19 protein-coding genes and 1 pseudogene are annotated in these 20,956 nt (G+C 72.8%); 2 read left to right on the top strand and 18 right to left on the bottom strand.

Features of this window, described 5'->3' with window-relative positions; all coding sequences use genetic code 11:
* The 14 genes from VK611_30480 to VK611_30415 all read right to left on the bottom strand — a co-directional run.
* Positions 1-966: LLM class flavin-dependent oxidoreductase (locus tag VK611_30480; protein ID HMG45695.1), on the bottom strand; the 966-nt coding region annotated here is incomplete at its 3' end.
* A complete protein-coding gene (locus tag VK611_30475) occupies positions 963-1,901 on the bottom strand; it encodes an LLM class flavin-dependent oxidoreductase (GenBank protein HMG45694.1) in 939 nt (312 codons plus the stop codon). The genes VK611_30480 and VK611_30475, both read right to left, overlap by 4 nt.
* Complete coding sequence (locus VK611_30470; protein ID HMG45693.1) at positions 1,898-3,295, bottom strand: MmgE/PrpD family protein; 1,398 nt, start codon at positions 3,293-3,295, stop codon at positions 1,898-1,900. The genes VK611_30475 and VK611_30470 overlap by 4 nt, the downstream gene beginning before the upstream one ends.
* Positions 3,292-4,233 (bottom strand): hypothetical protein, encoded by a 942-nt coding sequence (locus VK611_30465; protein HMG45692.1) that lies wholly within the window; start codon positions 4,231-4,233, stop codon positions 3,292-3,294. The genes VK611_30470 and VK611_30465 overlap by 4 nt, the downstream gene beginning before the upstream one ends.
* A complete protein-coding gene (locus tag VK611_30460; GenBank protein HMG45691.1) occupies positions 4,230-5,006 on the bottom strand; it encodes an ABC transporter ATP-binding protein in 777 nt (258 codons plus the stop codon). Before VK611_30460 ends, VK611_30465 begins: the two co-directional genes overlap by 4 nt.
* Complete coding sequence (locus tag VK611_30455) at positions 5,007-5,597, bottom strand: cupin domain-containing protein (GenBank protein ID HMG45690.1); 591 nt, start codon at positions 5,595-5,597, stop codon at positions 5,007-5,009. It abuts the gene before it with no gap.
* A 31-nt stretch (positions 5,598-5,628) separates the two neighbouring features.
* Positions 5,629-6,567 carry a cyclase family protein gene (locus tag VK611_30450; protein HMG45689.1) on the bottom strand — a complete coding sequence of 313 codons (939 nt, stop codon included), beginning with the start codon at positions 6,565-6,567 and terminating at the stop codon, positions 5,629-5,631.
* The gene (locus VK611_30445) at positions 6,564-9,374 is read right to left on the bottom strand and encodes an ATP-binding cassette domain-containing protein (GenBank protein ID HMG45688.1); all 2,811 of its coding nucleotides are present in this window, start codon (positions 9,372-9,374) and stop codon (positions 6,564-6,566) included. Before VK611_30445 ends, VK611_30450 begins: the two co-directional genes overlap by 4 nt.
* A 9-nt stretch (positions 9,375-9,383) precedes the next feature.
* Entirely contained in the window at positions 9,384-10,625 is a 1,242-nt protein-coding gene (locus tag VK611_30440; GenBank protein ID HMG45687.1) for an ABC transporter substrate-binding protein, read from the bottom strand.
* 35 nt (positions 10,626-10,660) lie between these two features.
* Entirely contained in the window at positions 10,661-11,830 is a 1,170-nt protein-coding gene (locus VK611_30435) for an LLM class flavin-dependent oxidoreductase (GenBank protein ID HMG45686.1), read from the bottom strand.
* 4 nt (positions 11,831-11,834) lie between these two features.
* Positions 11,835-12,911, bottom strand: coding sequence for an LLM class flavin-dependent oxidoreductase (locus VK611_30430; GenBank protein ID HMG45685.1), 1,077 nt, complete (start codon positions 12,909-12,911; stop codon positions 11,835-11,837).
* A 40-nt stretch (positions 12,912-12,951) separates the two neighbouring features.
* Complete coding sequence (locus VK611_30425; protein HMG45684.1) at positions 12,952-13,710, bottom strand: SDR family oxidoreductase; 759 nt, start codon at positions 13,708-13,710, stop codon at positions 12,952-12,954.
* 4 nt (positions 13,711-13,714) lie between these two features.
* Positions 13,715-14,806, bottom strand: a complete 1,092-nt coding sequence (locus VK611_30420) for an amidohydrolase family protein (protein HMG45683.1) — start codon at positions 14,804-14,806, stop codon at positions 13,715-13,717.
* A gap of 7 nt (positions 14,807-14,813) precedes the next feature.
* On the bottom strand, positions 14,814-16,217 hold the full coding sequence (locus VK611_30415) for an MmgE/PrpD family protein (GenBank protein ID HMG45682.1): 1,404 nt from the start codon (positions 16,215-16,217) through the stop codon (positions 14,814-14,816).
* 168 nt (positions 16,218-16,385) lie between these two features.
* Here VK611_30415 and VK611_30410 point away from each other — a divergent pair, with 168 nt between their 5' ends.
* Positions 16,386-16,793 (top strand): VOC family protein, encoded by a 408-nt coding sequence (locus tag VK611_30410; protein ID HMG45681.1) that lies wholly within the window; start codon positions 16,386-16,388, stop codon positions 16,791-16,793.
* 44 nt (positions 16,794-16,837) lie between these two features.
* Here the strand turns inward: VK611_30410 and VK611_30405 are convergent, their stop codons facing one another.
* The 4 genes from VK611_30405 to VK611_30390 all read right to left on the bottom strand — a co-directional run bounded on the left by VK611_30405 (position 16,838) and on the right by VK611_30390 (position 20,623).
* Positions 16,838-17,554 carry an SCO family protein gene (locus tag VK611_30405; protein ID HMG45680.1) on the bottom strand — a complete coding sequence of 239 codons (717 nt, stop codon included), beginning with the start codon at positions 17,552-17,554 and terminating at the stop codon, positions 16,838-16,840.
* Positions 17,551-18,252 (bottom strand): YceI family protein, encoded by a 702-nt coding sequence (locus tag VK611_30400; GenBank protein HMG45679.1) that lies wholly within the window; start codon positions 18,250-18,252, stop codon positions 17,551-17,553. The genes VK611_30405 and VK611_30400 overlap by 4 nt, the downstream gene beginning before the upstream one ends.
* On the bottom strand, positions 18,252-19,829 hold the full coding sequence (locus VK611_30395) for a hypothetical protein (GenBank protein HMG45678.1): 1,578 nt from the start codon (positions 19,827-19,829) through the stop codon (positions 18,252-18,254). The genes VK611_30400 and VK611_30395 overlap by 1 nt, the downstream gene beginning before the upstream one ends.
* A gap of 395 nt (positions 19,830-20,224) precedes the next feature.
* Positions 20,225-20,623 (bottom strand): hypothetical protein, encoded by a 399-nt coding sequence (locus VK611_30390; protein HMG45677.1) that lies wholly within the window; start codon positions 20,621-20,623, stop codon positions 20,225-20,227.
* Positions 20,624-20,759: 136 nt separating this feature from the next.
* Between VK611_30390 and VK611_30385 the strand changes: the two are divergent.
* Positions 20,760-20,956 (top strand): annotated as a pseudogene (locus VK611_30385) (potassium-transporting ATPase subunit KdpA).

Genomic DNA, 20,956 nt, shown 5'->3' with positions numbered 1-20,956 from the left:
GGCCAGGCGCTCGACGTAGGGGCGGAGACGCTCGATGCAGGTGTCCGGGTCGGCGACGATCACGGCGTGGGTGAGCTGCTCGTCCTCGGCCAGGGGGCTCCGGGGCGTCGCCGCCTGCCACGGGTCGCCCGGCTTCCAGGTGTCGGCCACGCCCTGTTGGCCACCCTCCTGGGCCCAGCGGCGGCTCTCGGCCTGCAGGTGGCCCAGGCCCGGCGCCGCCAGCTCCTCGGCCTCGGCCGCCGTCGGCGCCAGGAAGCACAGGGTGGTCTGGGCGAGGGCGAAGTCGTCGTCGATCGGGCCCTCGTCGTCGAGCCAGCCGATGCGCCGCTCCAGCCCGGCGGTGCCCATCAGCGAGGCGAAGTAGCCGTCGCCGATGCGGCGGGCCCGGCGCACGGCACCCTCGGCCTTGCCCCCGCCCCACACCGGCGGGCCACCGTCCTGGAACGGCAGCGGCGAGATCGGCAGGGACGTGCCCTCGGGGATCGTGCCGACGCCGGACACCGTGCCCGACGCCGCCTCCCGCAGCACCCGCACGCACTCGGTCAGGCGGGCCACCCGGTCGCGGCGGTGGTAGCCGAAGCCCTCGAACTCGGGCTCCCGGTAGCCGATGCCGACCGCCAGGATCAGCCGCCCGCTGCTGAGCTGGTCGGCGACCGCCGCCTCCTCGGCGAAGCGGACCGGGTCCCACATCGACGGGAGCATCACGTCGGTGCCGATCGAGATCCGCTCGGTCCGCTCCCCCAGGGCCGCCAGGGCCACGAACGGCGCCGGCAGGTAGCCCGACTCGGTGAAGTGGTGCTCGCAGACCCAGGCGGCGTCGAGCCCCAGCTCCTCGGCCAGCACCGCCTGGTCGACGATCGACCGCAGCGCCCGGTGGTAGTCGAGCGCGGTGGTGTCGTCGGCGTGGGCCGACAGCCCGCTCAGCCCGAACGTGAACCCGGGGCCGACGGCTCCGTGGTGGGTCATGGATGTTCTCCCAGCTTCGGCAGGACCTCGTGCAGGAAGCGGTCGACGCTGCCGCGGGCCTCGACGTCGGGCATGCCGCCGGCCAGGGGGTGCAGGCAGAGGGTCACGTCGGGGCCGCCGGCGGCGAGGGCCAGGCACTCCTTCGCGGTCACGACCTCGACGGCACCCGAGCGCCGCAGCTCGTCGGCCGACCCGGCGGCCGTGAACACCGGCGACCGGGGCCCCTCGCCCTGCCAGCGGGCGTACTCCTGGGCGTCCTCCAGGTAGCGGGGCCCGACCACCGGCCAGGCCCGCTCCGGGTCGTCGGTGACGTGCACCTGCACGAACCGCTCCGACGGCATCCAGCACGCCGGCTCGACGCCCGCCTCGGTGCACAGCTCCCCGTAGCGGTCGCGCAGCTCGGGCAGGTGCGACCGGGGCGCGAACGGCAGGCCGAACCGCACCGCCCGGCGGGCCGCCGCCGTGCTCTGCCCGCCCACCGCGAGCCGCTGCCCCGCCGACGCCTCGGGCCAGACCTCGAGGAGGCGCGCCAATGCCTCGTCCATCAGTCGGCCGCGCGCGGCGAAGGGCTTGCCGAACAGGGCGTACTCCTCGGGGCGGTAGCCCAGCGCCACCACCACCCGCACGCGACCGGGGAAGGCGACGTCGAGCGTCGCCAGGTCCTCGGCCACCCGCACCGGGTCGGCCAGCGGCAGCAGCAACGCCGAGACGCTCACCCGGATCCGCGACGTCCGCGACAGCGCTGCCGCCGCCAGCACCAGCGGCGACGTCATCGACCGGTTGCCGGTGGCGTGGTGCTCGCTGAACGTCAGCTCGTCGACCCCGGCGGCGTCCGCGGCCGTGCACAGGTCGAGCATCGTGGCGTGCATGCGGCTGCGGTCGGCCGGCGACGACGTGGCCGACGCCATGTTGAAGCGCAGCAGCGTGTGGGTCATCCGGCGTCCCGGAGGAGGTCGAACAGAGGGCCGACGCCCGGCTGCGAGTCGAGCCCGGTGACCAGCTCCGTAAGACCAGCGATGGCGCCCGTCGGCATGTGCGGGGCGAGGTCGTCGCGCAGCAGCGCCACCATCGTGTCGGGCGGGATCGGGGTGTTGGGGTGCCCGAGGAAGGTGTCGACCTCCAGATGCACCGACGAGCCGTCGTCCAGCGTGATGTCGAGCCGGGCGCCGTTGTCCTTGGGCGGGTTCGCCGCGTCGCCGAACACGGTCACCTTGCCCTGCAGCTCCCGTCGCACCGGGTCGACCAGCATCTCCGGGGCATAGGTGTCGTAGCCCACCCGGCCGTCGGTCAGCACCGAGGCCAGGGCGAACGAGTAGCTGAACCGGGCCTCGTTGATCGTCGACGGCAGCGGGCGGTCGCAGTACTCGGCGGCGATCGGGTCGACCTCCACCCGGATCGCCGACACCCGGTCCGGGTCGAGGCCCGACGCCACCTGGGCCGAGAGGGCGTCGACCGCGGCGTGGAGCATCCCGCAGGCCGGATACTTCTTGTACTCCACCTGGTCGACGTAGAACGGCGGTTCGCCGAGGTGGTCGTCGAGCCGCTCGAAGCGGAGCACCCCGTCCGGCTTCACCGGCGCGAACGCCAGCCCCGAGTCGAGGAAGTCGGGCGCCCCGGTCGCGCCCTCGGCGGCCAGCTCCGCGGACAGGACCCCCACCCGGCAGGCGTGCCCGGCCTCCAGCTTGTGGGCGTCGTAGCCGGTCTGGTGCCCGAGCCCCGCGGCCTGGGACAGGGCGATGCTCATGGCGTGGCCGAGCCGGTCGGCGTCGAGGCCCATGATCCGGGCCACGCCGGCGGCCGCGGCCGGGCAGCCGAACCAGCTGGCCGTGTTGATGCCCCGCACCGAGCCCAGCGTCGGCGAGGCGTCGAGCATCCGCGACGCCAGGTCGAACGCCACCACGCAGGCGGCGACCACGTCGGCCCCAGACGCGCCGTGGTGCTCGGCGGCGCTCAGGATCGCCGGGAAGATCCAGCAGGTCGACGCCGACTCCCGGGTGTCGCGGGTGAAGTAGCAGTCCTCGGACTCGGTCTGGTGGGCCAGCGTGCCGTTGACCAGGGCGGCGCTCTCCAGCGACGTCCGGTAGCCGCCGCCCACCACGCTGGCGTGGGACGGGCCGGCCGTGCGCTCGCCGTAGCCGACGATCTGGCGGCCGAACGGCTCCCCCGCCCCGATCACCATCGACGCCACCGTCTTCAGGAGCAGGCCCTTGGTGAACTCACGGGTCGCCGGCGGGATGTCGTCGAGCGACGCGGCCACGGCCCAGTCGACCAGCGCCCGCGTCCGGGTGCCGGGGGCCGCCGTCGGGATCGACGGAGAAGGAGCGTTCACGGTTGCCTCCTGGTAGGTCCCGGCACCTGGGCCGCGGCGGCGGGGTCGAAGGGGTCCTTGTAGAAGAGGATCCGGCAGTCGGCGTCGCCGGTGCCGGCCGGGCACTGGTTGACCGGCCACGGCACCCCGATGCGCTCGGTGGCCATGGCGACGTGCCACACGGGGACGTGCGTGCGGTACATCGTGGTGGGCCGCCCGCCCCAGGTGACCAGGTGGTCGTCGTCGGCGACGGCCAGCGAGATGGGCGGCTCCTCACGCCTCTGCACGGCCTGGCGCCCGCAGGTGCCGCACGGGTGCTGGTCGATCACGAACCGGTCCGGCTCCTCGGTGATCGTCAGCTCCGAGAAGTGCCCCAGCAGCAGCCACACGAAGCGCTCCAGGCGCTCCTCGACCGGCGCCTCCAGGTGGGCCATGAGGCCCGACATCGTGCGCTCGCCCACGTGGCGGTGGGCGGCCTCCAGCTCGTCGGGGCCGTGGGACCGGTAGATCTCCGACAGCAGCGCCGAGATCCAGTCGCGGTGGAGGTCGACCAGGTGTCGCCACCGGGCCAGCGTGGCGTCGAGGTCCTCCAGGGTGCCGTACGGGTCGTCGCGACCGCCGGCCGCCACGGCCGGCACGAGGGGTTCGGGCAGCTCGGCGTGCACGGGGCCGACCGCCGGGTACCGGGCGAACAGCCCGCGGGTGGCGTGGACCGCCCGCGCCGAGCCCGCCGGCCCGTGGCGCTCGCCGAGGAAGGCGAACAGCGAGGTGGTCCAGTGGGTGTAGCGGTCGACCTGGCCGTGCAGCTCCCGCTCCAGCCGCTCGGCGACCGCCACCGCCTCGTCCACCTCGCCCACCAGCAGGTGGCGGGCGATCCGGTCACGGGGGCTGCGGGCGAGCGCCACGAGCTGCTCGTCGGTGAGGAGCCGGTCGCTCGCCGGTCGCACGACGTCGGTCACGGCGTGGGTGCGCCCAGGTAGACGCCGCGGACGGTCGGGTCGTCGCGCACCACGTCGGGCGGCCCGTCGGCGATCACCCGCCCCTGGTCGAGCACGACGAGGCGGTCGCTCATGGCCAGCACGAACTCGACGTCGTGCTCCACCAGGATCACCGCGCAGCCCAGCTCGGCCCGGGCCTGGCGCACCACCGCCGAGAACCGCGCCACCTCGGCCTCGTCCAGGCCCGACGTCGGCTCGTCGACCATCAGCACGTCGGGACCGTCGACCAGCGCCCGGGCCAGCTCGACCATCCGGGCCGTCCCGATCGGCAGCCGGCTGGCGGGGACGTGGCGCACGTCGGTGAGGCCGCAGCGCTCGAGCACGTCGTCGACGTCGCCCCGGCGGCTCCGCTCGATCCGCACCCGCCCGGGCAGCCGCAGGGCGTCGGCGGCCAGCCCTCCTCCCCCGCCGCGCCACTCCACTGCCACCAGCACGTTCTCCTCGACGGTCATCCGCCCGAACACCTGCTGGCGCTGGAACGTCCGCCGGATGCCGTGCCGGGCCCGCCAGGTGGCGCTGCGGCCGGTCACGTCGACGCCCCCCAGGTGCACCGACCCCGACGTGGGGCGCAGCACCCCGGACAGGCAGTCGAACAGCGTCGTCTTGCCGGCGCCGTTGGGGCCGACGAGGCCGCACACCTGGCCCGGCAGGAAGGCCAGGCTCACGCCGTCGACCGCCCGGACGCCGCCGAACGTGACGCTCAGCGACCGCGACTCCAGCGCCGGCGCGGCCACTCAGGCTCCCCCGCCCCCGGAGCCCGCACCCGGCACGGGACGGGTGCTGACCAGCACCGACGACACCACCACCGGCTTGCCGGACTGGTTGCGCCAGGCGTGGTTGGTGCCCCGCTGCACCACGCAGTCGCCCCGCTGCAGGGTCACCTCCTCGCCGGAGTCGAGCTCCAGGACGACCTCGCCCTCCAGCACCTGCACGTAGTCGATGGTGTCGCTGCGGTGGTACTGGAAGTCGTCGTCCTCGGCGTGGGCGTCGCCGCCGTCGTACTTGGTGGCGAGGTCGGCCATGAACGCCGGGTCGGTGAACAGCTCGGTGATGCGCTCGTCGGGTGGCAGGATCGCCAGCCGGAAGATCGTGCCGCCGGGCGGCGGGTCGAGCGGCACCGGGCCCTGTCGGGCGACCAGGTCGGGGCCGCCGGGGTCGGCCGGGGAGGTGGTGACCCACACGTCGTCCTGGCGGAAGTTCGGCTCGTCGTCGAAGGCGAAGATCGACGGGGCGACGTCGTCGATCACGAAGTGGCTCTTGCCGTCGTCACCGAAGCCGGTGACGACCCGGCGGACGCCGTGCTGCCGGTAGCGCTCTGCTTCCATCGGGGCTCCTGGTTCTCGTCTTCGGCCTGGCCTACAGCAGGGCCAGCGGGTTGAGGGGCGAGCTGATGCCACCGGTGAACGGCAGCGGCGGGGCGACGAACTGGAACTCCCACCGGCCTGCTGCGGCACACGCCGACGCCAGCGCCTCGAGGTCGAACATCTCGCCGAGCAGCAGGCCCATGTCGCGGATCGTGACCAGGTGGAGCGGGCAGATGGTGGACCCGTCCTCGCTGGGGGTGACCTCGACCATCACGTTGTCGGCGGCGACGGCGGCGACGTCGTGGGCCCGCAGCCACGGCGCCATCGCCAGCCCGAGCCCGGGGGCGGGGCCGTTGAACGCCTCCCGGTCGTCGTCGACCAGGAACGTCCGCATGTGCCCGGTCCGCACCAGCAGCACGTCGCCCGGTTCGACCGCCGTGCCGGTGGCGGCCAGCACCGCGTCGACCTCGTCGGGTTCGACGGCGGTGCCCGCTGCCAGCCGGTCGACGCCCCGGGACCGGGCCACGTCGACCAGCACGCCCCGCGTGGCGAACGGGTGGCGGGCCTGCTTGTCGATGCCGTTGCGGGACGCCCCGCCGGCCGACAGCACCTCGTCGGCGGGGCGCCCGTTGTAGAGCCGGCCCTCGTAGTGGACGTGGGCCAGCGAGTCCCACTGGGTGGCGGCGTTGAGCGGCAGGACGACTACGTCGTCGGAGAAGTGGAAGAACGGCGACGCCGGCACCGACAGGCCGATCGCGGTCATGTAGTGGTGCGGGTTGAAGCGGCCGGGGATCGCGTTGGTGTGGGGACCGCCCTCACCCAGGGGCAGCGCCAGCGAGAAGCCGACGCCGTCGCGCACGCAGGCCGCGCCCCGGCGGATCGCCGCGGCGTCGACCAGGTTGAGCGTGCCGATCTCGTCGTCGTCGCCCCAGCGGCCCCAGTTGGACAGCTCCCGGCCCAGCCGACAGACCTCGTCGTACTCGCTGCTCACGGGCTGGTCACCTCCGTCGGGATGGGGACGTCGGGCGGCGGGGCCGTGGGAGTCCGGCCGAGGTGGAGCTCGGCGAGCCGGGCATCCGCCAGCTCCTCCGGGCGACCCCGCCACACGATCTCGCCCCGCTCGAGGATGACGGCCTGGTCGGCGATGGCCAGGGCCAGGCCGGCCCGCTCCTCGACCAGGAGCAGCGCCACGCCCTCGTCGCGCAGGGCCGCGAACCGCTGCATCACCTCGGCGGCCAGCATCGGCGCCAGGCCCAGCGTGGGCTCGTCGGCGATCACCAGGGCCGGTGGCCGGGCGCCGGCCGCGGCCAGCGTCACCATCTGCTGCTCGCCGCCCGACAGGTTGAGCGCCGGCACCGCCCGCCGCTCCCGCAGGACGGGAAAACGCTCGTAGGCGTCCTGGCGCTGGGCGTCCTCGGTGAGCCAGAGGGCCAGGTTGTCCTCCACCGGCAGCCCCGGGAACGTGCCCCGCGACTCGGGGACGACCAGCATCCCGGCCCGGGCCCGCCGGTGGGTGGGCCACGCCGTCACGTCGTCGCCGGCCAGGTGGACGGCGCCCGCCGTCGGCTCCAGGAACCCGCTGAGCACCGCGCACAGCGTCGACTTGCCGGCGCCGTTGGCCCCGATGAGGACGGTGATCTCCCCCGGGGCGAGGGCCAGGTCGATGCCGTGGAGCACACCGACCTCCCCGTACCCGGCGTGGACGCCCGCCACCGCCAGGACCGCGGGCGCGCCGGCCGGCGTGTCCCCGGTCCCGCTCCGGGCGACGGGGGCCGGATCGAGCTCGGACCGGGCGCGGGCCTTCTCCCTGGCCTGGGCCTTCTCCCTGGCCTGGGCCTTCGCCTCGGCCCGGGCGCCCCGGCCCCCGAAGAACGAGAGGATGCCGTCGGGGTCCTTGGCCATCTGGATCGCGCCGAGGCCGAAGAGGATGTCGGCCACGTAGACCGACGGCGTGCCGCCCCAGTTCAGGAACGACGGCACCGGCGCCGGCCAGTCGAAGCCGCTGGCCAGCAGGGCCGGGAACAGCGAGGCGCTGAGCCCTGCGATCACCGCCGCGCCCGTCCGCCGGACGCCCCACAGCACCACCGCGGCCAGCCAGCCGAGGCCGACCGTGGTCGTGTAGGTGCTGCTGGAGGCGTGGAAGTCGAAGGTCACCAGCAGCACGCCGCCGAGGCCGGCGATCGCCGACGACAGGGCGAAGAGCCGCAGCTTGGCCCGCACCGGCGAGATCCCCGACGATGCCGCCGCCACCTCCGACGCCCGCACCGCGGCGATCTCGCGCCCCACCGACGAGCGGTCCAGGTTGTGCACCAGCGCCGCCACCAGCAGGATCAGCGCCAGCACGACCAGGGAGAAGACCTTGTCGTCGCCCAGGTCGAGAGGGCCCAGCTCGGGCCGCTCGATCGACCAGCCGCTGGTCCCGTTGCGGAACCAGGGCCAGGCGAACAGCACCGTGTCGCCCACCAGGCCGAGCGCCAGCGTCGCCAGCGCCAACGCCAGTCCGCCGAGCCGCAGCGCCGGCAGGGCGACCAGGACGCCCAGCGCCACGGCCACCACCACGCCCGCCAGCAGGCCCACCGCCCACGGCTGCTCGTAGTGCACGATCGTCAGGCCGGCAGTCAGGCCGGCGGCGGTCACGAGCGCCGCCTGGGCCAGGCTCACCATGCCGCCCAGCCCGCTGACCACCACGAACGACAGGAAGATCAGCGACAGCGCCAGGCCCCGGCCCACCAGGCCGACCCAGTAGTCGTCGCCCACGAACATCACGTAGGCCGCCAGCACCAAGGTGGCCGCGGCCCAGGGCAGCCGCCGGCGCCAGGCCGGCAGCGACAGGCGGTGGTCGGTCGTCGCCGCGTCGTCGGCCACCATGCCGGCCCGACGACCCGAGGTGCGGGCCAGCAGCGCCAACCCGGCCAGCAGGGCCAGGAACGGCGCCGCCTGACCGAGGCCCGAGATCTCCTTGGCGAACCCGACGTAGCCCGTGACGAGGTTCTGCACGACGCCGAGCAGCAGCCCGGCCGCCAGGGCGATCGGCACCGATCGCAGCCGGGCCGCGACCGCGGCGGCCGTGGCGACGAACACGATCGACGTGTAGGTCGACGGCGCCAGGCTGTTGAACACCGGCGCCCCCGCCACCCCGGCGAGGCCGGCCAGCAGGGAGCCGAGGCCCCAGGCGATGGCCGACGTCCGGCCGGGGTCGACGCCTCGCAGCGCGGCGAGCCCCGGCCGGTCGACCACGGCCCGCATCTCCAGGCCGAGCCGCGACCGCTGCAGCAGCAGCCACAGGAAGCCGCTGGCCATCAGGGTCACCAGCACGACGACCAGCTGGTCGGAGTCGAGGTTGATGCCGCCCGGCAGCTGCCACGTCTCCTTGGGCGACGGGCCGATGCCGGGCGTGAGGAACACGTCGGTGCCGAGCGGCAGCTTCCAGCCCGCCTCCGACACCAGCTGCTCCACCACGAACCGGGGTATCGCCGGGATCGCCACCAGGATGCCGACCGTGGCCATCACCTTGGCCGTGTCGCTCGCCTGGGCCAGCCGCCGGAACACGAGACGGTCCAGCAGCAGGCCCAGGCCGGGGGCGAACACGAGCGCGGCCACGATCGCCGCCGGGGCGATCGCCCACCCCAACCCGATGTGCAGCTCGTAGTACACGTAGGCGGTGGCGAACGCGATGGCACCGAAGCCCAGGTTGAAGATGCCGGTGGCCGAGAACGACACCACCAGCCCCATGGCGACGAGCGAGTACACCGCGCCCGACACGGCGCCGCTCGCCACCAGGTTGAGGAGCTTCTCCATCGCGCCGGGCTATCCGACCGGGATGTTCTCGTAACAGGTGAAGGGTTCCTGCACCTCGTAGGCGCCGTCGACCACCTGCACCAGCGCCGCGCACGGCGCCGACACGTCGAGGTTCTCGGGGAACGACAGGGCGCCGATCCCACCATCCTCGGGCTCGTACTCGAAGCCCTCGGTCATGAGCGCCCGGATGTCCTCACCCGTGGCGTCCTCGCCGGCGGCCTCGAGGATCTGGATGAACAGGTCGGCCTGCCAGTACCCCTGCGACACCCCGAAGGTGGCCGCGGGCTCCTCGTCGATGGCCTCCAGGTCGGCCTGGAGCTGCTCGATGGCGGGCGACTCCGACTCCTGCGGCGGCAGCTGGACGTTGATGTAGTGGCCCTCGATGGCCGACGCCACGTTGGGCTGCTCCTCCAGGAGGCCCGGGGCGTACGTGGTGAACCCGACCGTCAGTCCCTCGTAGCCGGCCGCCTTCAGGGCGCCCGCCAGGCCGACCTCGTTGGGGAAGTTCGTCGAGATGTAGACGATGTCCGGGTCGCTGTCGGTGATGGCCTGCACCCAGGGGGCGTAGCTGGTGGGCGCGTCGACGGGTGGGAGGTCGGCCTCCTTGTAGACCACCTCGGCGCCGCGGTCCTGGATGATCGCGTCGTAGAGGTCGTTGCCGGCGTGGCCCTGGGGGTTGTCGCCGGCCTGGATCGCCACCTTGAGGCCCTCGGGGCTGTCGGCCGCCGCGGCCAGCACCGGGTCGACCAGCGACGAGTTCACGAAGTCCGGGCTGAGCAGGCAGCCGGAGAAGGCGTAGCCCCACTCGGAGCCGCAGAAGCCGGGGTTCACGCCCCAGCCGACGTAGGGCACCTCGTTCTGGGCCAGGAAGTCGCTCGACGCCGCCGGGAACGTGTCGGAGGTGATGGGCACGACGGCGAACACGTCGTCCTGCTGCACCAGCTCCCGCACCAGCGTGGTGTCGCGCTGCGGGTCGGCGTTGTCGTCTTCGACGCCGAGGAACTCGATGGGTCGGCCGTTCACGCCGCCGTCGCGGTTGGCCCGCTCGAACCGGGCCTTGGCGCCGACGTCGACGCCCTCGTAGAACTGCAGCTGGGCGACCCCGCCCACGACGATCGGGTCGCCGCTGGGGGCGTCGCCGCCGCTGTCACCGCTGTCGCTGCCGGTGTCGCTGCCGGAGCTGTCACCCGCTTCGTCGTCGTCGTCGGAGCACGCCGACGCCAACATGGCCAACACTGCGAGCGCCGCCACGGTCGCACGGATCCTTGTCGTCACTTCAAATCCCCCTATGGATGGGCTGTCGTTGCCCGCCTCGTGAACACCTCATGGAGCGGCGGCACCACCTCTTTCGCGAACAGGCGGATGCACTCCGCCGTGTCGCCCGGTGGGATCGCCGGGTAGACCAGCCGGGCCGACAGGTGCCGGGGCCCGTCGCCGGGCGCGTCGGCCAGCGCCTCGACGAACGGGGTCAGCCGCTCGACGCAGTGGTCCGGATCGCCGACGACCAGGGCGTGCGTGAGCCGCTCCTCGTCGGTGAGGTCCGGGCGCGGGGTGGCCGCCTGCCACTCGTCGCCCGGCCGCCAGGTGGTGGCCTCGACCCGCTCCTCGCGGATCGCGTCGGCGCCGCCGGGCTCCGACTCGGCCTTCCAGCTCTGCATGTAGCCCTGCACCCGGCGCAGACCGGGCGCGGCGATCGCCTCGGCGTCACGGGCCGCGGTGAACAGCAGCATCGTCTGCGCCAGGGCGAAGTCGCCGAGCGGAGCCTCGTCGTCGAGCCACCCGATCCGCCGGCGCAGGCCGTCGGGGCTCATCATCGAGGCGAAGTAGCCCTCACCGAGGCGTCGGGCCCGCCGGACCGCCGCCTCGACCTTCCCGCCACCCCACACCGGCGGCCCCGCCGCCTGGAACGGTGTGGGCGACGTGGGCAGGACCTCGTCGGGGATCAGCCCGACGCCCGACACGGTGCCGCCGGCCGACTCGCGCAGCACCCGGATGCACTCGGTGAAGCGGGCCACCCGGTCGCGCCGCCGCAGGCCCAGGCCCTCGAACTCGTGGTCGCGGTAGCCGATGCCGAGCGCCAGGATCAGCCGGCCGCCGCTGAGCTGGTCGACCACGGCCGCCTCCTCGGCGAAGCGGACCGGGTCCCACATCGACGGGAGCATCACGTCGGTGCCGATCGTGACCCGCTCGGTCCGCTCGGCCATGGCGGCGAGCAGCACGAACGGCGCCGGCACGAAGCCGGAGCTGGAGAAGTGGTGCTCGGAGGTCCACACGGCGTCGAGGCCCACCTCCTCCGCCAGCGCCGCGGCGTCGACGGCCGCCCGCACCGCGGCGTGGTACGCCGCGGGCGTGGTGCCGTCGGCCTGCGTCACGAGGCCGCTCAACCCGAAGGTGAGCCGGCCGCCGGTGACGGCGCCGCGATGGCGGGGAGGCCCCAGGGCCTCGGTCCCGGTCACGTGGTCAGGCCACCGCAGCCGTGGTCTCGCCGGTGAACGCCGGCATCACCGTCGTGGCGAAGCGCTCCATGTTCTCGAGCGTCTCTTCGATCGACGAGGTGTGGAACGCGCACAGCACCTCGCTCACGCCCAGCAGCTCGATGCGCGACCGCAGCCGCTCGATCGCCTTCTCCGGCGTGCAGAACAGGAAGACGCCCAGGTCGAAGTAGTGCTGGTAGTCGAAGTTGGCCCGGTTGGCCTGGGCCTTCGAGTAGAAGGAGAAGCCGGGGTCGTCGGGCTGGATGCCGGCGGTCATCAGCTCCGAGTTGCGGCGCTGGAACCACTCCATCGACGGCCGGGGCGCGTCGAACGCCTCCGCGTCGTCGTGGGCGATGTACACCCACTGCGGGAGCGTGATCGAGTAGTCGGTCGGGTCCTCACCCTCTGCGGCCAGAGCGTCACGGTAGACGTCGAGGCTGGCCTTCACCTTGTCGAGCGGGGTGATCGACGGGGCGCAGAGCAGCGGCAGCTTCATCTTGGCCACCGCCTCGAACGACTCGGGGCTCACGCCGGCGACCCGGAACGGCACCGGCTGCTGCTTGGGCTTCGGGTACAGCGTGAGGTGGTCGACCTCGTAGTGCTCGCCCTTGAAGCTGAAGTCGTCCTGGGTCCAGAGGCCCTGGATGACCTGGATGGCCTCGTGGAGCCGGTCGCGGGAGTCGGCCAGCGCGACGCCGTGGCCCTTGAACTCTCCGGGCTGGTAGCCCCGGCCGCAGCCGAAGTCGAGGCGGCCGTTGCTGATCACGTCGACCAGCGCGTAGTCCTCGGCCACCGTCACCGGGCTGTGCAGCGGCAGCACCGAGATGTTGATGGAGATGCGGATGCGCTCCGTGCGCGCCGCGATAGCCGCCGCGACCACGGCCGGGTTGGGCACTCCCACGTAGTCGCTGAAGTGGTGCTCGGAGAGGCTGACGCTGTCGTAGCCGAGCTCCTCGGCCCGCACCGCCAGCTCGATCGCATCGCGGTGCACCTGCTCCGGGGGACGGGAGTCGGGTGTGCCGTAGCCGGCGTTGGTCGAGAACCTGATCTTGGGGAGAGTCAACGTCGCTCCAGGGTCCGTGTCATCAGTCGTGTCAGCCGTGTCAGTAGAGGGAGAGGCCGCCGTCGGCGGCGAGCGTGGAGCCGGTGATCAACCGGGAGTCGGGTGAGGCGAGGAAGAGGGCGATGCGGGCGACGTCGTCCGGCGACCCGACGGCGTGGGGGTGGTGGGTCCGGATCTCGGTGAGGTCGGTGCGGTCGCGCTCGATGCGGGCGGTCACCCGCTCGGTGAGCACGATCCCGGGGGCGATGGCGTTCACCCGGATGCCGTCGGCGGCGTAGCGGGCGGCCATCGACCGGGTGGTGGCGATCACCCCGCCCTTGGCGGCGCTGTAGGCGTGGGCCGGGCTGTCCCCACCGAGGGCGTGGTACGACGCCAGGTTGATCACGCTCCCCCGGCCGGCCCGGCGCATCTGGCCCAGCGCCGCCCGGCAGCACAGCAGGGTGCCGCGCAGGTCGAGGCCGATGGTGGCGTCGATGGCCTCCTCGGTGAGGGCGTGGATGGGACCGTCGTCGTCGCGGGAGCCGCCGGCGTTGTTGACCAGGACCGACACCGGGCCGAGCAGCCGCTCGACCTCCTCGAACACCGCGGTGACGCTGACGGCGTCGCGCACGTCGAGCGGCAGCGCCCGGGCCTGTCCCCCGGTCTCCCGGATCGACTTGGCGACCGTGGCCGCCGCCTCGACGTCGACGTCGGCGACCGCCACCCGCGCCCCCTCGGCGGCGAACAGCTGGGCGATGGCGCGGCCGATCCCCGCACCTCCACCGGTGATCACGGCGACGTCGTCGGCGAGTCGGGGCATGGGATCAGAGGCCGTAGAACGCCCGGGCGTTCCCGGCGAGGATGGCCGCGGTGTCGTCGTCGGACAGCTGGAGCTCCTCCAGCTCCTTGAGCTCGTGGGCGCAGGAGGCGGCGTCGACCTCGTGGGGGAAGTCGGACGAGTACATGAACGGCGCCCGCCCGACCCGCTCGGCCACGTAGGCCAGGTCGTGCTCGCCGCCCTCGCAGCCCAGGGCGATGCGGCCGTCGCGGATCAGCTCGATCAGCAGGTCGTCGGCGCCGGTGCCCTGGGGCAGGACGAGCGCGTCGCCACCGGTGTCGTAGGACCCGAACGCCTTGCCGGACTCGGCGAAGCGCTCGAGCGCCATGAGGATCCAGGCCGAGCCGCCCTCGAGGTAGGCGGTGCGCAGGCCCGGGAAGCGCTCGTAGACCCGGTTGAAGAGCAGCCCGCCGAGGGTGATGAGCAGGGAGAACGGGTGGCCGAGGGCGTGGACCGGGGCGTAGACGTTGAGGTCGTCGAAGCCGAGGCCGCTGTGCGAGCCGCCGTGGAACGACAGGGGGCAGCCCAGCCGCTCGGCCTCCTCGTACACCGGCCAGTAGCTGCGGTCGCCGAGGTGGCGGGGCAGGCCGTTGGCGGTGATCATCGCCGCCCGCAGGCCCAGCGTCTCGTGGGCGTGGCGCAGCTCGGCGACCGCCCGCTCGGGGGCCTGCATGGGCAGGAGCGCCACGCCGGAGAACCGGCCCGACGGGTGCGCCCCGTACGTCTCGGCCAGCCACTCGTTGTAGGCGTGGGTGATGGCGACGGCGAAGTCGGGGTCGCGCAGGCGCCCGAGGGCGAGGGCCCGGGTCGGGTAGAGCACCGAGTGGGCAATGCCGACCTCCTCCAGGAAGGCGAGCCACTCGGCGGGGCCGACGTCGTTGTCGGTGCGGGTCTCCAGCACCGGGACCTTCACGGGCATGGCGTGGAAGTGGTCGAGCGGCGGGAACAGGAAGTGCTCGGCCACGATCGGGTTGTTCTCGAAGTCGTGGCGCCAGGGCGCGGGCAGGCGCTGGATGAGGCCGGCGGGGTCCTCCCACACGTGGCCGTCGGCGTCGACGATCTCCTGGGTGCGTTGCATCCCGCTCCTAGCTGCCTTCTCGGAAGTGGGTGACCAGGGCCATCAGGGGGCCGAGGTCGGGCTGGCGGTCGAGGTCCATGACCAGCTCGATGACCGCGTCGGCCGTGGTCGGGTCGGACGCCTCGACGAGGAAGGGCCGCAGGACGTCGACGATCTCGCCGGGGCTGAGCGGCGAGTCGGGGTGGCCGCGGAACGCCTCGGCGTCGTGGTGGAGGACCCGGCCGTCGCGCAGGTGGACCGCGACCTTGCCGCCGCTCCAGCCCGTCGACAGGGTGTCGTCGACGACCACGCGCACCTTGTCCCGGGCGGCGTGGTGGGTCGGGTCGGTGAGGCGGGACTCGTCGGTGTAGGTCTGCACCGTGATCCGGCCGTGGAGCAGGATCTCGGCGAGCACCCACGAGAAGCTCCAGCGGGCCGAGTCGAGCGTGGCGGGGTGCGGGCGGTCGCAGTACTCGGCGGTGTGCCGGCTGACCGTGGTCTCCACCCGCTCGACGTCGTCGTAGGTGACGTGGTGCTCGGCCAGGAGACCCGTGAGCCCGTCGACCGACGCGTGCAGCAGCCCGCAGCCCGGGTACTTCTTGAACTCGACGTTGTGGACCGCCGGCCGCTCGGTGCCGAGGCCCCGGACGGTGGCGGCGGGGTCGGCGTTGCCCGAGGCCCTAACGACCGCGAAGGCGACGTGCTCGTCCTCGACGAAGTTCGGCGCCCCGGTCGCTCCCTCGGCGGCCAGCAGCGCGGCGGTGATCCCGGCCCGGCAGCTGTGCCCCGCCTCCAGCTTGTGGGCGTCGAAGCCGGTCTGGTGGCCGATGCCGCTCGACTGCGACAGGGCGATGCTCATGGCGTGGGCGGTGGCCTGCTGGTCGAGGCCGAGGAGCCGGGCGGCGCCGGCCGCGGTGGCGGGCACGCCCCACCAGGTGCAGGTGTTGATGCCGTGCTGCACGCCCAGGCCGGGGGCGCCCCGGACCAGGCGGGAGGCGACCTCGAAGGCCACGATCGAGCTGGTGACGACGTCGGCCCCGGTCGAGCCGTGGACCTCGGCCACGCTGAGCAGGGCGGGGAACGTCCACACCGGGGAGCTGGTCTCCCGGTTCTCGGCCCGGAAGAAGCAGTCCTCCATCTCGGGCGTGTGGGCGATGGTGCCGTTGGTGAACGCCGCCGACTCGAGGTCGGTGCGGAACCCGCCCCCGGCGACGCCGGCCTGCGGGTCGCCACCCGCCCGGCGGGCGTGGCGGATCATCAGCTCGCCGAACGGGTAGCGGGACCCGACCACCAGCGACGTCACGGTCTTGAGCAGGAGCCCCTTGGTGAACTCGTGCGTCGCCGGCTCGAAGTCCCCGGCTTCAGCCGTGACCGTCCAGTCGACGAGCTGCTCGGTGGCCCCGGCGCGCCCCGTCACGATCGTTCCGCTCAACGCACCCCCTCGGTTCGAATGTTCTAGATGATTCAAAACCTCAAGGAGTTTGTCAAGCGGACGGCCTTCCCCGGCACCGGGGCTATCGTCCCGCAGCGTTGTCATGATCCGGGCGTGTGCTTCGCTGCGAGGCCAGCGCCGCCTGTTAGGACCGGCCGAGGAGGACCAATGGGATTGAGCAGCTACCGACTGAACGCGTCGATCGCGGTCACCGACATGACCCGGGCCGAGGAGTTCTACGAAGGCAAGCTCGGTCTCTCGGCGGCACGGACCGGAGCTGACGGAAGCAAGGTCTACGCGTCGGCCGGTGACGCATCGCTGGAGGTCTACCCATCTCCGGACCACGCCGGTGGGTCGACCGCGACCCTGGCCACCTGGCACGTCGACGACGTCGAGCAGACGGTCGACGAGCTGACCTCAAACGGCGTGACCTTCGAGCAGTACGAAGGCGTGCTCGAGACCGGCTTCGACTACGGCACGGACGAGAAGGGGATCTCACCCCGCGCCGGCGGCGGCAAGGTCGCCTGGTTCAAGGATCCCGACGGGAACATCTTTTCGATCGCGGGTGATCGCTAGCGCATCCGGACCCCCGGCTCTGACCCGGCTACGGGCGACCCGGGTCAGGGAGCGTCCGGCCTCGGTTCCCAGCCGTCGGCGAGCCGGGGCAGGTCGGCTTCCCAGTCGTCGCTCTTGACCCCGGAGGGGTAGACGATGTGGGTGAGGTCGTCGGACGTGTAGGCGATGATCTGGGCGGCGTGGCCGACCTCGTAGTTCACGTCGGCGTCGGGTTCGTCGACGGGGTTGCCGTCGGCGTCGGCGTAGAACGACGGGTCGACCAGAGCAGCCTGCTCGGCGCGGCGGATCTCCTCGGGGGTGCCGGTGAGGCCGACGATGCCGGCGTCGAAGCTGTCGAGCCACTCCCGTAGGTGCTCCGGGGTGTCGCGCTCGGGGTCGGTGGTGACGAACACGACCACCGGGTCGGGCATCCCCGAGCGTTCCAGGGCCATCGTCAAGGTCGCCAGGTGGAGCGGGCAGATGTCGGGGCACGACGTGTACCCGAAGAACAGGAGGGTGAGCTCTCCAGCGGTTTCGGCCTGGAAGTCGTAGCGACGGCCGCCGGTGTCGGTGAGCGTGAAGTCGGGGCGCGCGGCCGGCTCCCGCACGAGTGCCCCGTGCCAGCCGTCGCCGACGTCCGGTCCGTCGCTCTCGTTCGTGCCGACGTCGCTGGTCGCGGCGCCGGTCGCTGCGTCGTCGCCGTCGGAGCAGGCGAAGGCGCCGAGGGCGGCGGTCGTCGCCAGCATCGCCGCGAGGGCCCGTCGTCGCCCGGTGGCGGTCATGCGGGGACGAGCAGCAGCTGGAGCTCCAGCGTGCCGTGGTCGTCGGTGCGGACGAACCCGGCCATGTCGATGGCGTCCATGCCGAAGTCGGCGAACGCGATCGGGGCGCTGCCCGCGACAGAGATGGTCGACCCTTCCCAGCGGCCCTCCAGGGCGACCTCGACCGGTGCCGTCTGGCCGTGCAGGGTCAGGTCACCGGTGGCGGTCACCTCGACGTCCTCGCCGCGGGCGGGTGGTGACGGCAGCACGACGGGCGACGTCAGCTCGAACGACGCCTCCGGGTAGGTCGCCAGCTCGAGGCCACGGGTGAGCAGCGCCGAGTCGCGGCGGGCCTGGTCGCTCTCGAGCCCCGTCAGGTCGGCGGTGAAGCCGGCGGCGGTGATCCGGTCGCCGTCGACGGTGATCGTGCCCTCCACCGCGGGGGTGCGACCGGTGGCGGTCTTCTGGATGGTGTCGCCGGCGAACTGCTCCTGCACCCGGTAGCCGACGAACACCGTGTCGCCAGGCTCGACCGTCCAGGTGCCGTCGGCGCTGGCGGGACCGTCGCCGGTGTCGCCGCCGCCCCCGTCGGCGGTGATGGCGTCGACGTCGGCCTCCGGGTCGGCGGTGTCGCGGATCAGGGTGTACCAGACCGCCCCGCAGCCGACCAGCACCACCACCGGCACGGCGACGAGCACGGCGACCAGGCGCCGCGACATCAGTCGACCACCCGGAAGGCGCCGCGCATCGACGGGTGGATGCGGCAGAAGTAGGTGTAGGTGCCGGGTTCGAGGGAGGTGGGGATGTCCCACTCCAGGCGACCAGCCGTGGGTGGCCCGGCGACGCCCAGCTCACCGGAGTCGAACTGCACCTCGGCATCCGCGAGGGGGTAGGCGACGCCGGTGCGGTCGTTGCAGGGTGCGGCACAGGCGGTGATGGTGTGCCAGATGCCGTTGGGCTCGATCGGGGCGTCCTCGTTGTAGAACGTGAGGCGCCCGCCCTGGGCCACGGTGGGGACGTTGTCGTAGATGCCGCCGATGTCGCCGGGGGCGTAGGTGAAGTCGGCGATGGTGACCCGGTCGGCGGGCGGGCCGTCGGCCAGCTCGGTGGCGTCGACGAACTCGTCGGTGGGCTCGCCGCCGTGGTTGTCGTTCTCCGGCAGGTGGCCGTGGGTGAGCACGGTGTCCTGCGGGTCGACCGGGTCGGTGAACGGGTCGACGCCCTCGTGACCGTCGACCAGCCACACCACGGTGATGCCCATCGACTCGTACCACGACGCCCGCTCGGTGTCGTAGGTCGTGGAGATCGACAGCACGTCGCCCTCGTCGACGTCGATCCGCCAGTCCTCGGGCGTCACGGTCATCGACACGTCCCACGACACCGCCCCCGCCGGTTCGTAGTACACGGCGTCGGACTGCAGGACGTGGGCGCGGTCGGCCTCGCTCTCACGGTTCAGCCACAGGTCGACCTGGTGGCCTCCCGGGTGGAGGTGGCCGCCGGCGGCGATGAGCGTGACGTCGCGGTCGGCGACCCACTCGTTGAGCTTCTCCCCGTCGCCGTAGGGGTTGTCGGCCTCGTCGGGGTAGGTGAAGGTGCCATCGGTGCCCGAGCCCTTCTGGACGTCGAACACCGGGTAGATGTTCCCCTTCTGCACGTCCATCCACAGCGGGTGGGCCACCTTGATGTCGGCGGCCTCGGGTGCGGTCTTGGGGATGAAGCCGATCTCGTAGGTGACCCACACCTCGTCGGGCGTCGACAGCAGGTTGTGGATCATGTAGTTGATGATCCAGCGGTCGTTCGCCTCGTACTCGTAGCCGTAGCCCGCCGGCAGCGTCATCCGGGTCTTCTCCTCGCCGGCGGCGAAGAACAGCTGGGCCAGGCCGCCACCGGTCTCGCGCTCCTCGCGGGTGGCCGACACGTTGGCCCACACGCCGTGGTGGAGGTGGATGACGTCCACGGGCGGCACCGTCCCGTCCTCGCGCACGAGGTCGGGTGTGATGCTGACGATGTACCCGTCGACCTCGGGCTTCGGGATGTCGAGGCCGCTGTAGTCGATGTTGTTCTGCCCGGGCTCGATGGCGATCGGCCCGAACTTGAACTGCAGCGTCTCCACTCCCGGCTGCTCCGGCGGCTCGACGACCTCGAGGCTCTCCGCGTCGGGATGCGTCGACGCGAAGATCTCCTCGCCGGCCGCACCGTCCGTCGCGGCGCCGTCGTCGCCCGCAGCGCCCTCGGTGTCGTCGCCACTCGAGCACGCGCCGGCCATCACACCCGCGACGACGAGCGCCGCGAGCACATGTCGGGCCCTGACGGGCCTTCCCCGAACGATCATCCTGTGTCTTCCCCCAGAAAAGTCCACGCCACCCCTGCACGTAGTTACTCAGAGTACATATCGCGATGTAAGCCCGAGATGAGGTCAGCGCATGCCGAAGACGTGGCGGAGGCGGGGGATGCGGCGGACGAGGTAGCGGTCGGCCAGCAGGACGGCGAGGAGGGTGAGTCCCCAGAGGGGGTATACGACCGCGAGGACGAGGGCGGTGATGAGGTCGTGCCCGACACCGGGCTGGTTCCCGGTCGAGTCGTTCGTGGTCGTTCAGTCGTTCTCGAGTCGCCTGTGGTCGGTCTCCGACGACGAACGACTCGACCGTGGATCGGCGACTACAGATGACTCGGCACGGGACGCAGCCGAGGTCAGATCGACACGAGGGCCGGGACCAGGGTCTCGTGGGTGCGGGCGGGCTCGGTCCTCGGGGCCTGCACCGGGCGGAGCCAGAGCTGGGGGCTGAGGACGACACGGTCGCCGCGGTGGGTGCCGACGGCGCCGGCCGCGACCAGGCGGCGTCCCGGTTCGACGCCGGCGACGCCCCGGTCGCCGAAGAACACCAGGTCGAGGGTGCCCGTGGTGTCGCCGAGGGTGACCTCGGTGGCCGGGCCGCCGGCCCAAAGCACGTGGGCGACGGACCGCACGGTGCCCTCCACGACGACGCGGGCCCGGTGAGGGGCCGCGCCCAGGGCGTGCGTCGCCGTGGGGGCGGTGAAGGGGTCGAGGCCGATCCCGAAGGTGTCGTCTGCAGCGGGTCCTCGTGTCATGCCTGCAGGTCTACGGCCCCTCTGACCTGGACCGAACCCCCTTAACGCGACCTCAGCACGACGCCCGGGATTCTTAGCGCGGCCTTAACCCCCGCCCCCGGACCCGACCGCGTGAAGACCACGTCAAGAGTCGGCGCTCAACCCGGGCCCGCACGGCTTCACCGAGATCTTCTACGCCTTCGGCTCCGTCGCCAACGGCAACGGCTCCGCCTTCGCCGGGCTGAGCTCCGACACCGACTGGTACGACACCGTCCTGGGCCTGGTCATGCTCGCCGGCCGCGGCGCCGTGCTCCTCCTCGGCGGACTCACCTACCTCCCCGCCCTCGTCGTCGG

This window comes from Acidimicrobiales bacterium, from assembly GCA_035316325.1.
Lineage (GTDB): Bacteria > Actinomycetota > Acidimicrobiia > Acidimicrobiales > VFJN01 > DASXTK01.
Note: the sequence above shows the minus strand (reverse complement) of the source record. Positions and strands in the feature narration are given on the sequence as shown.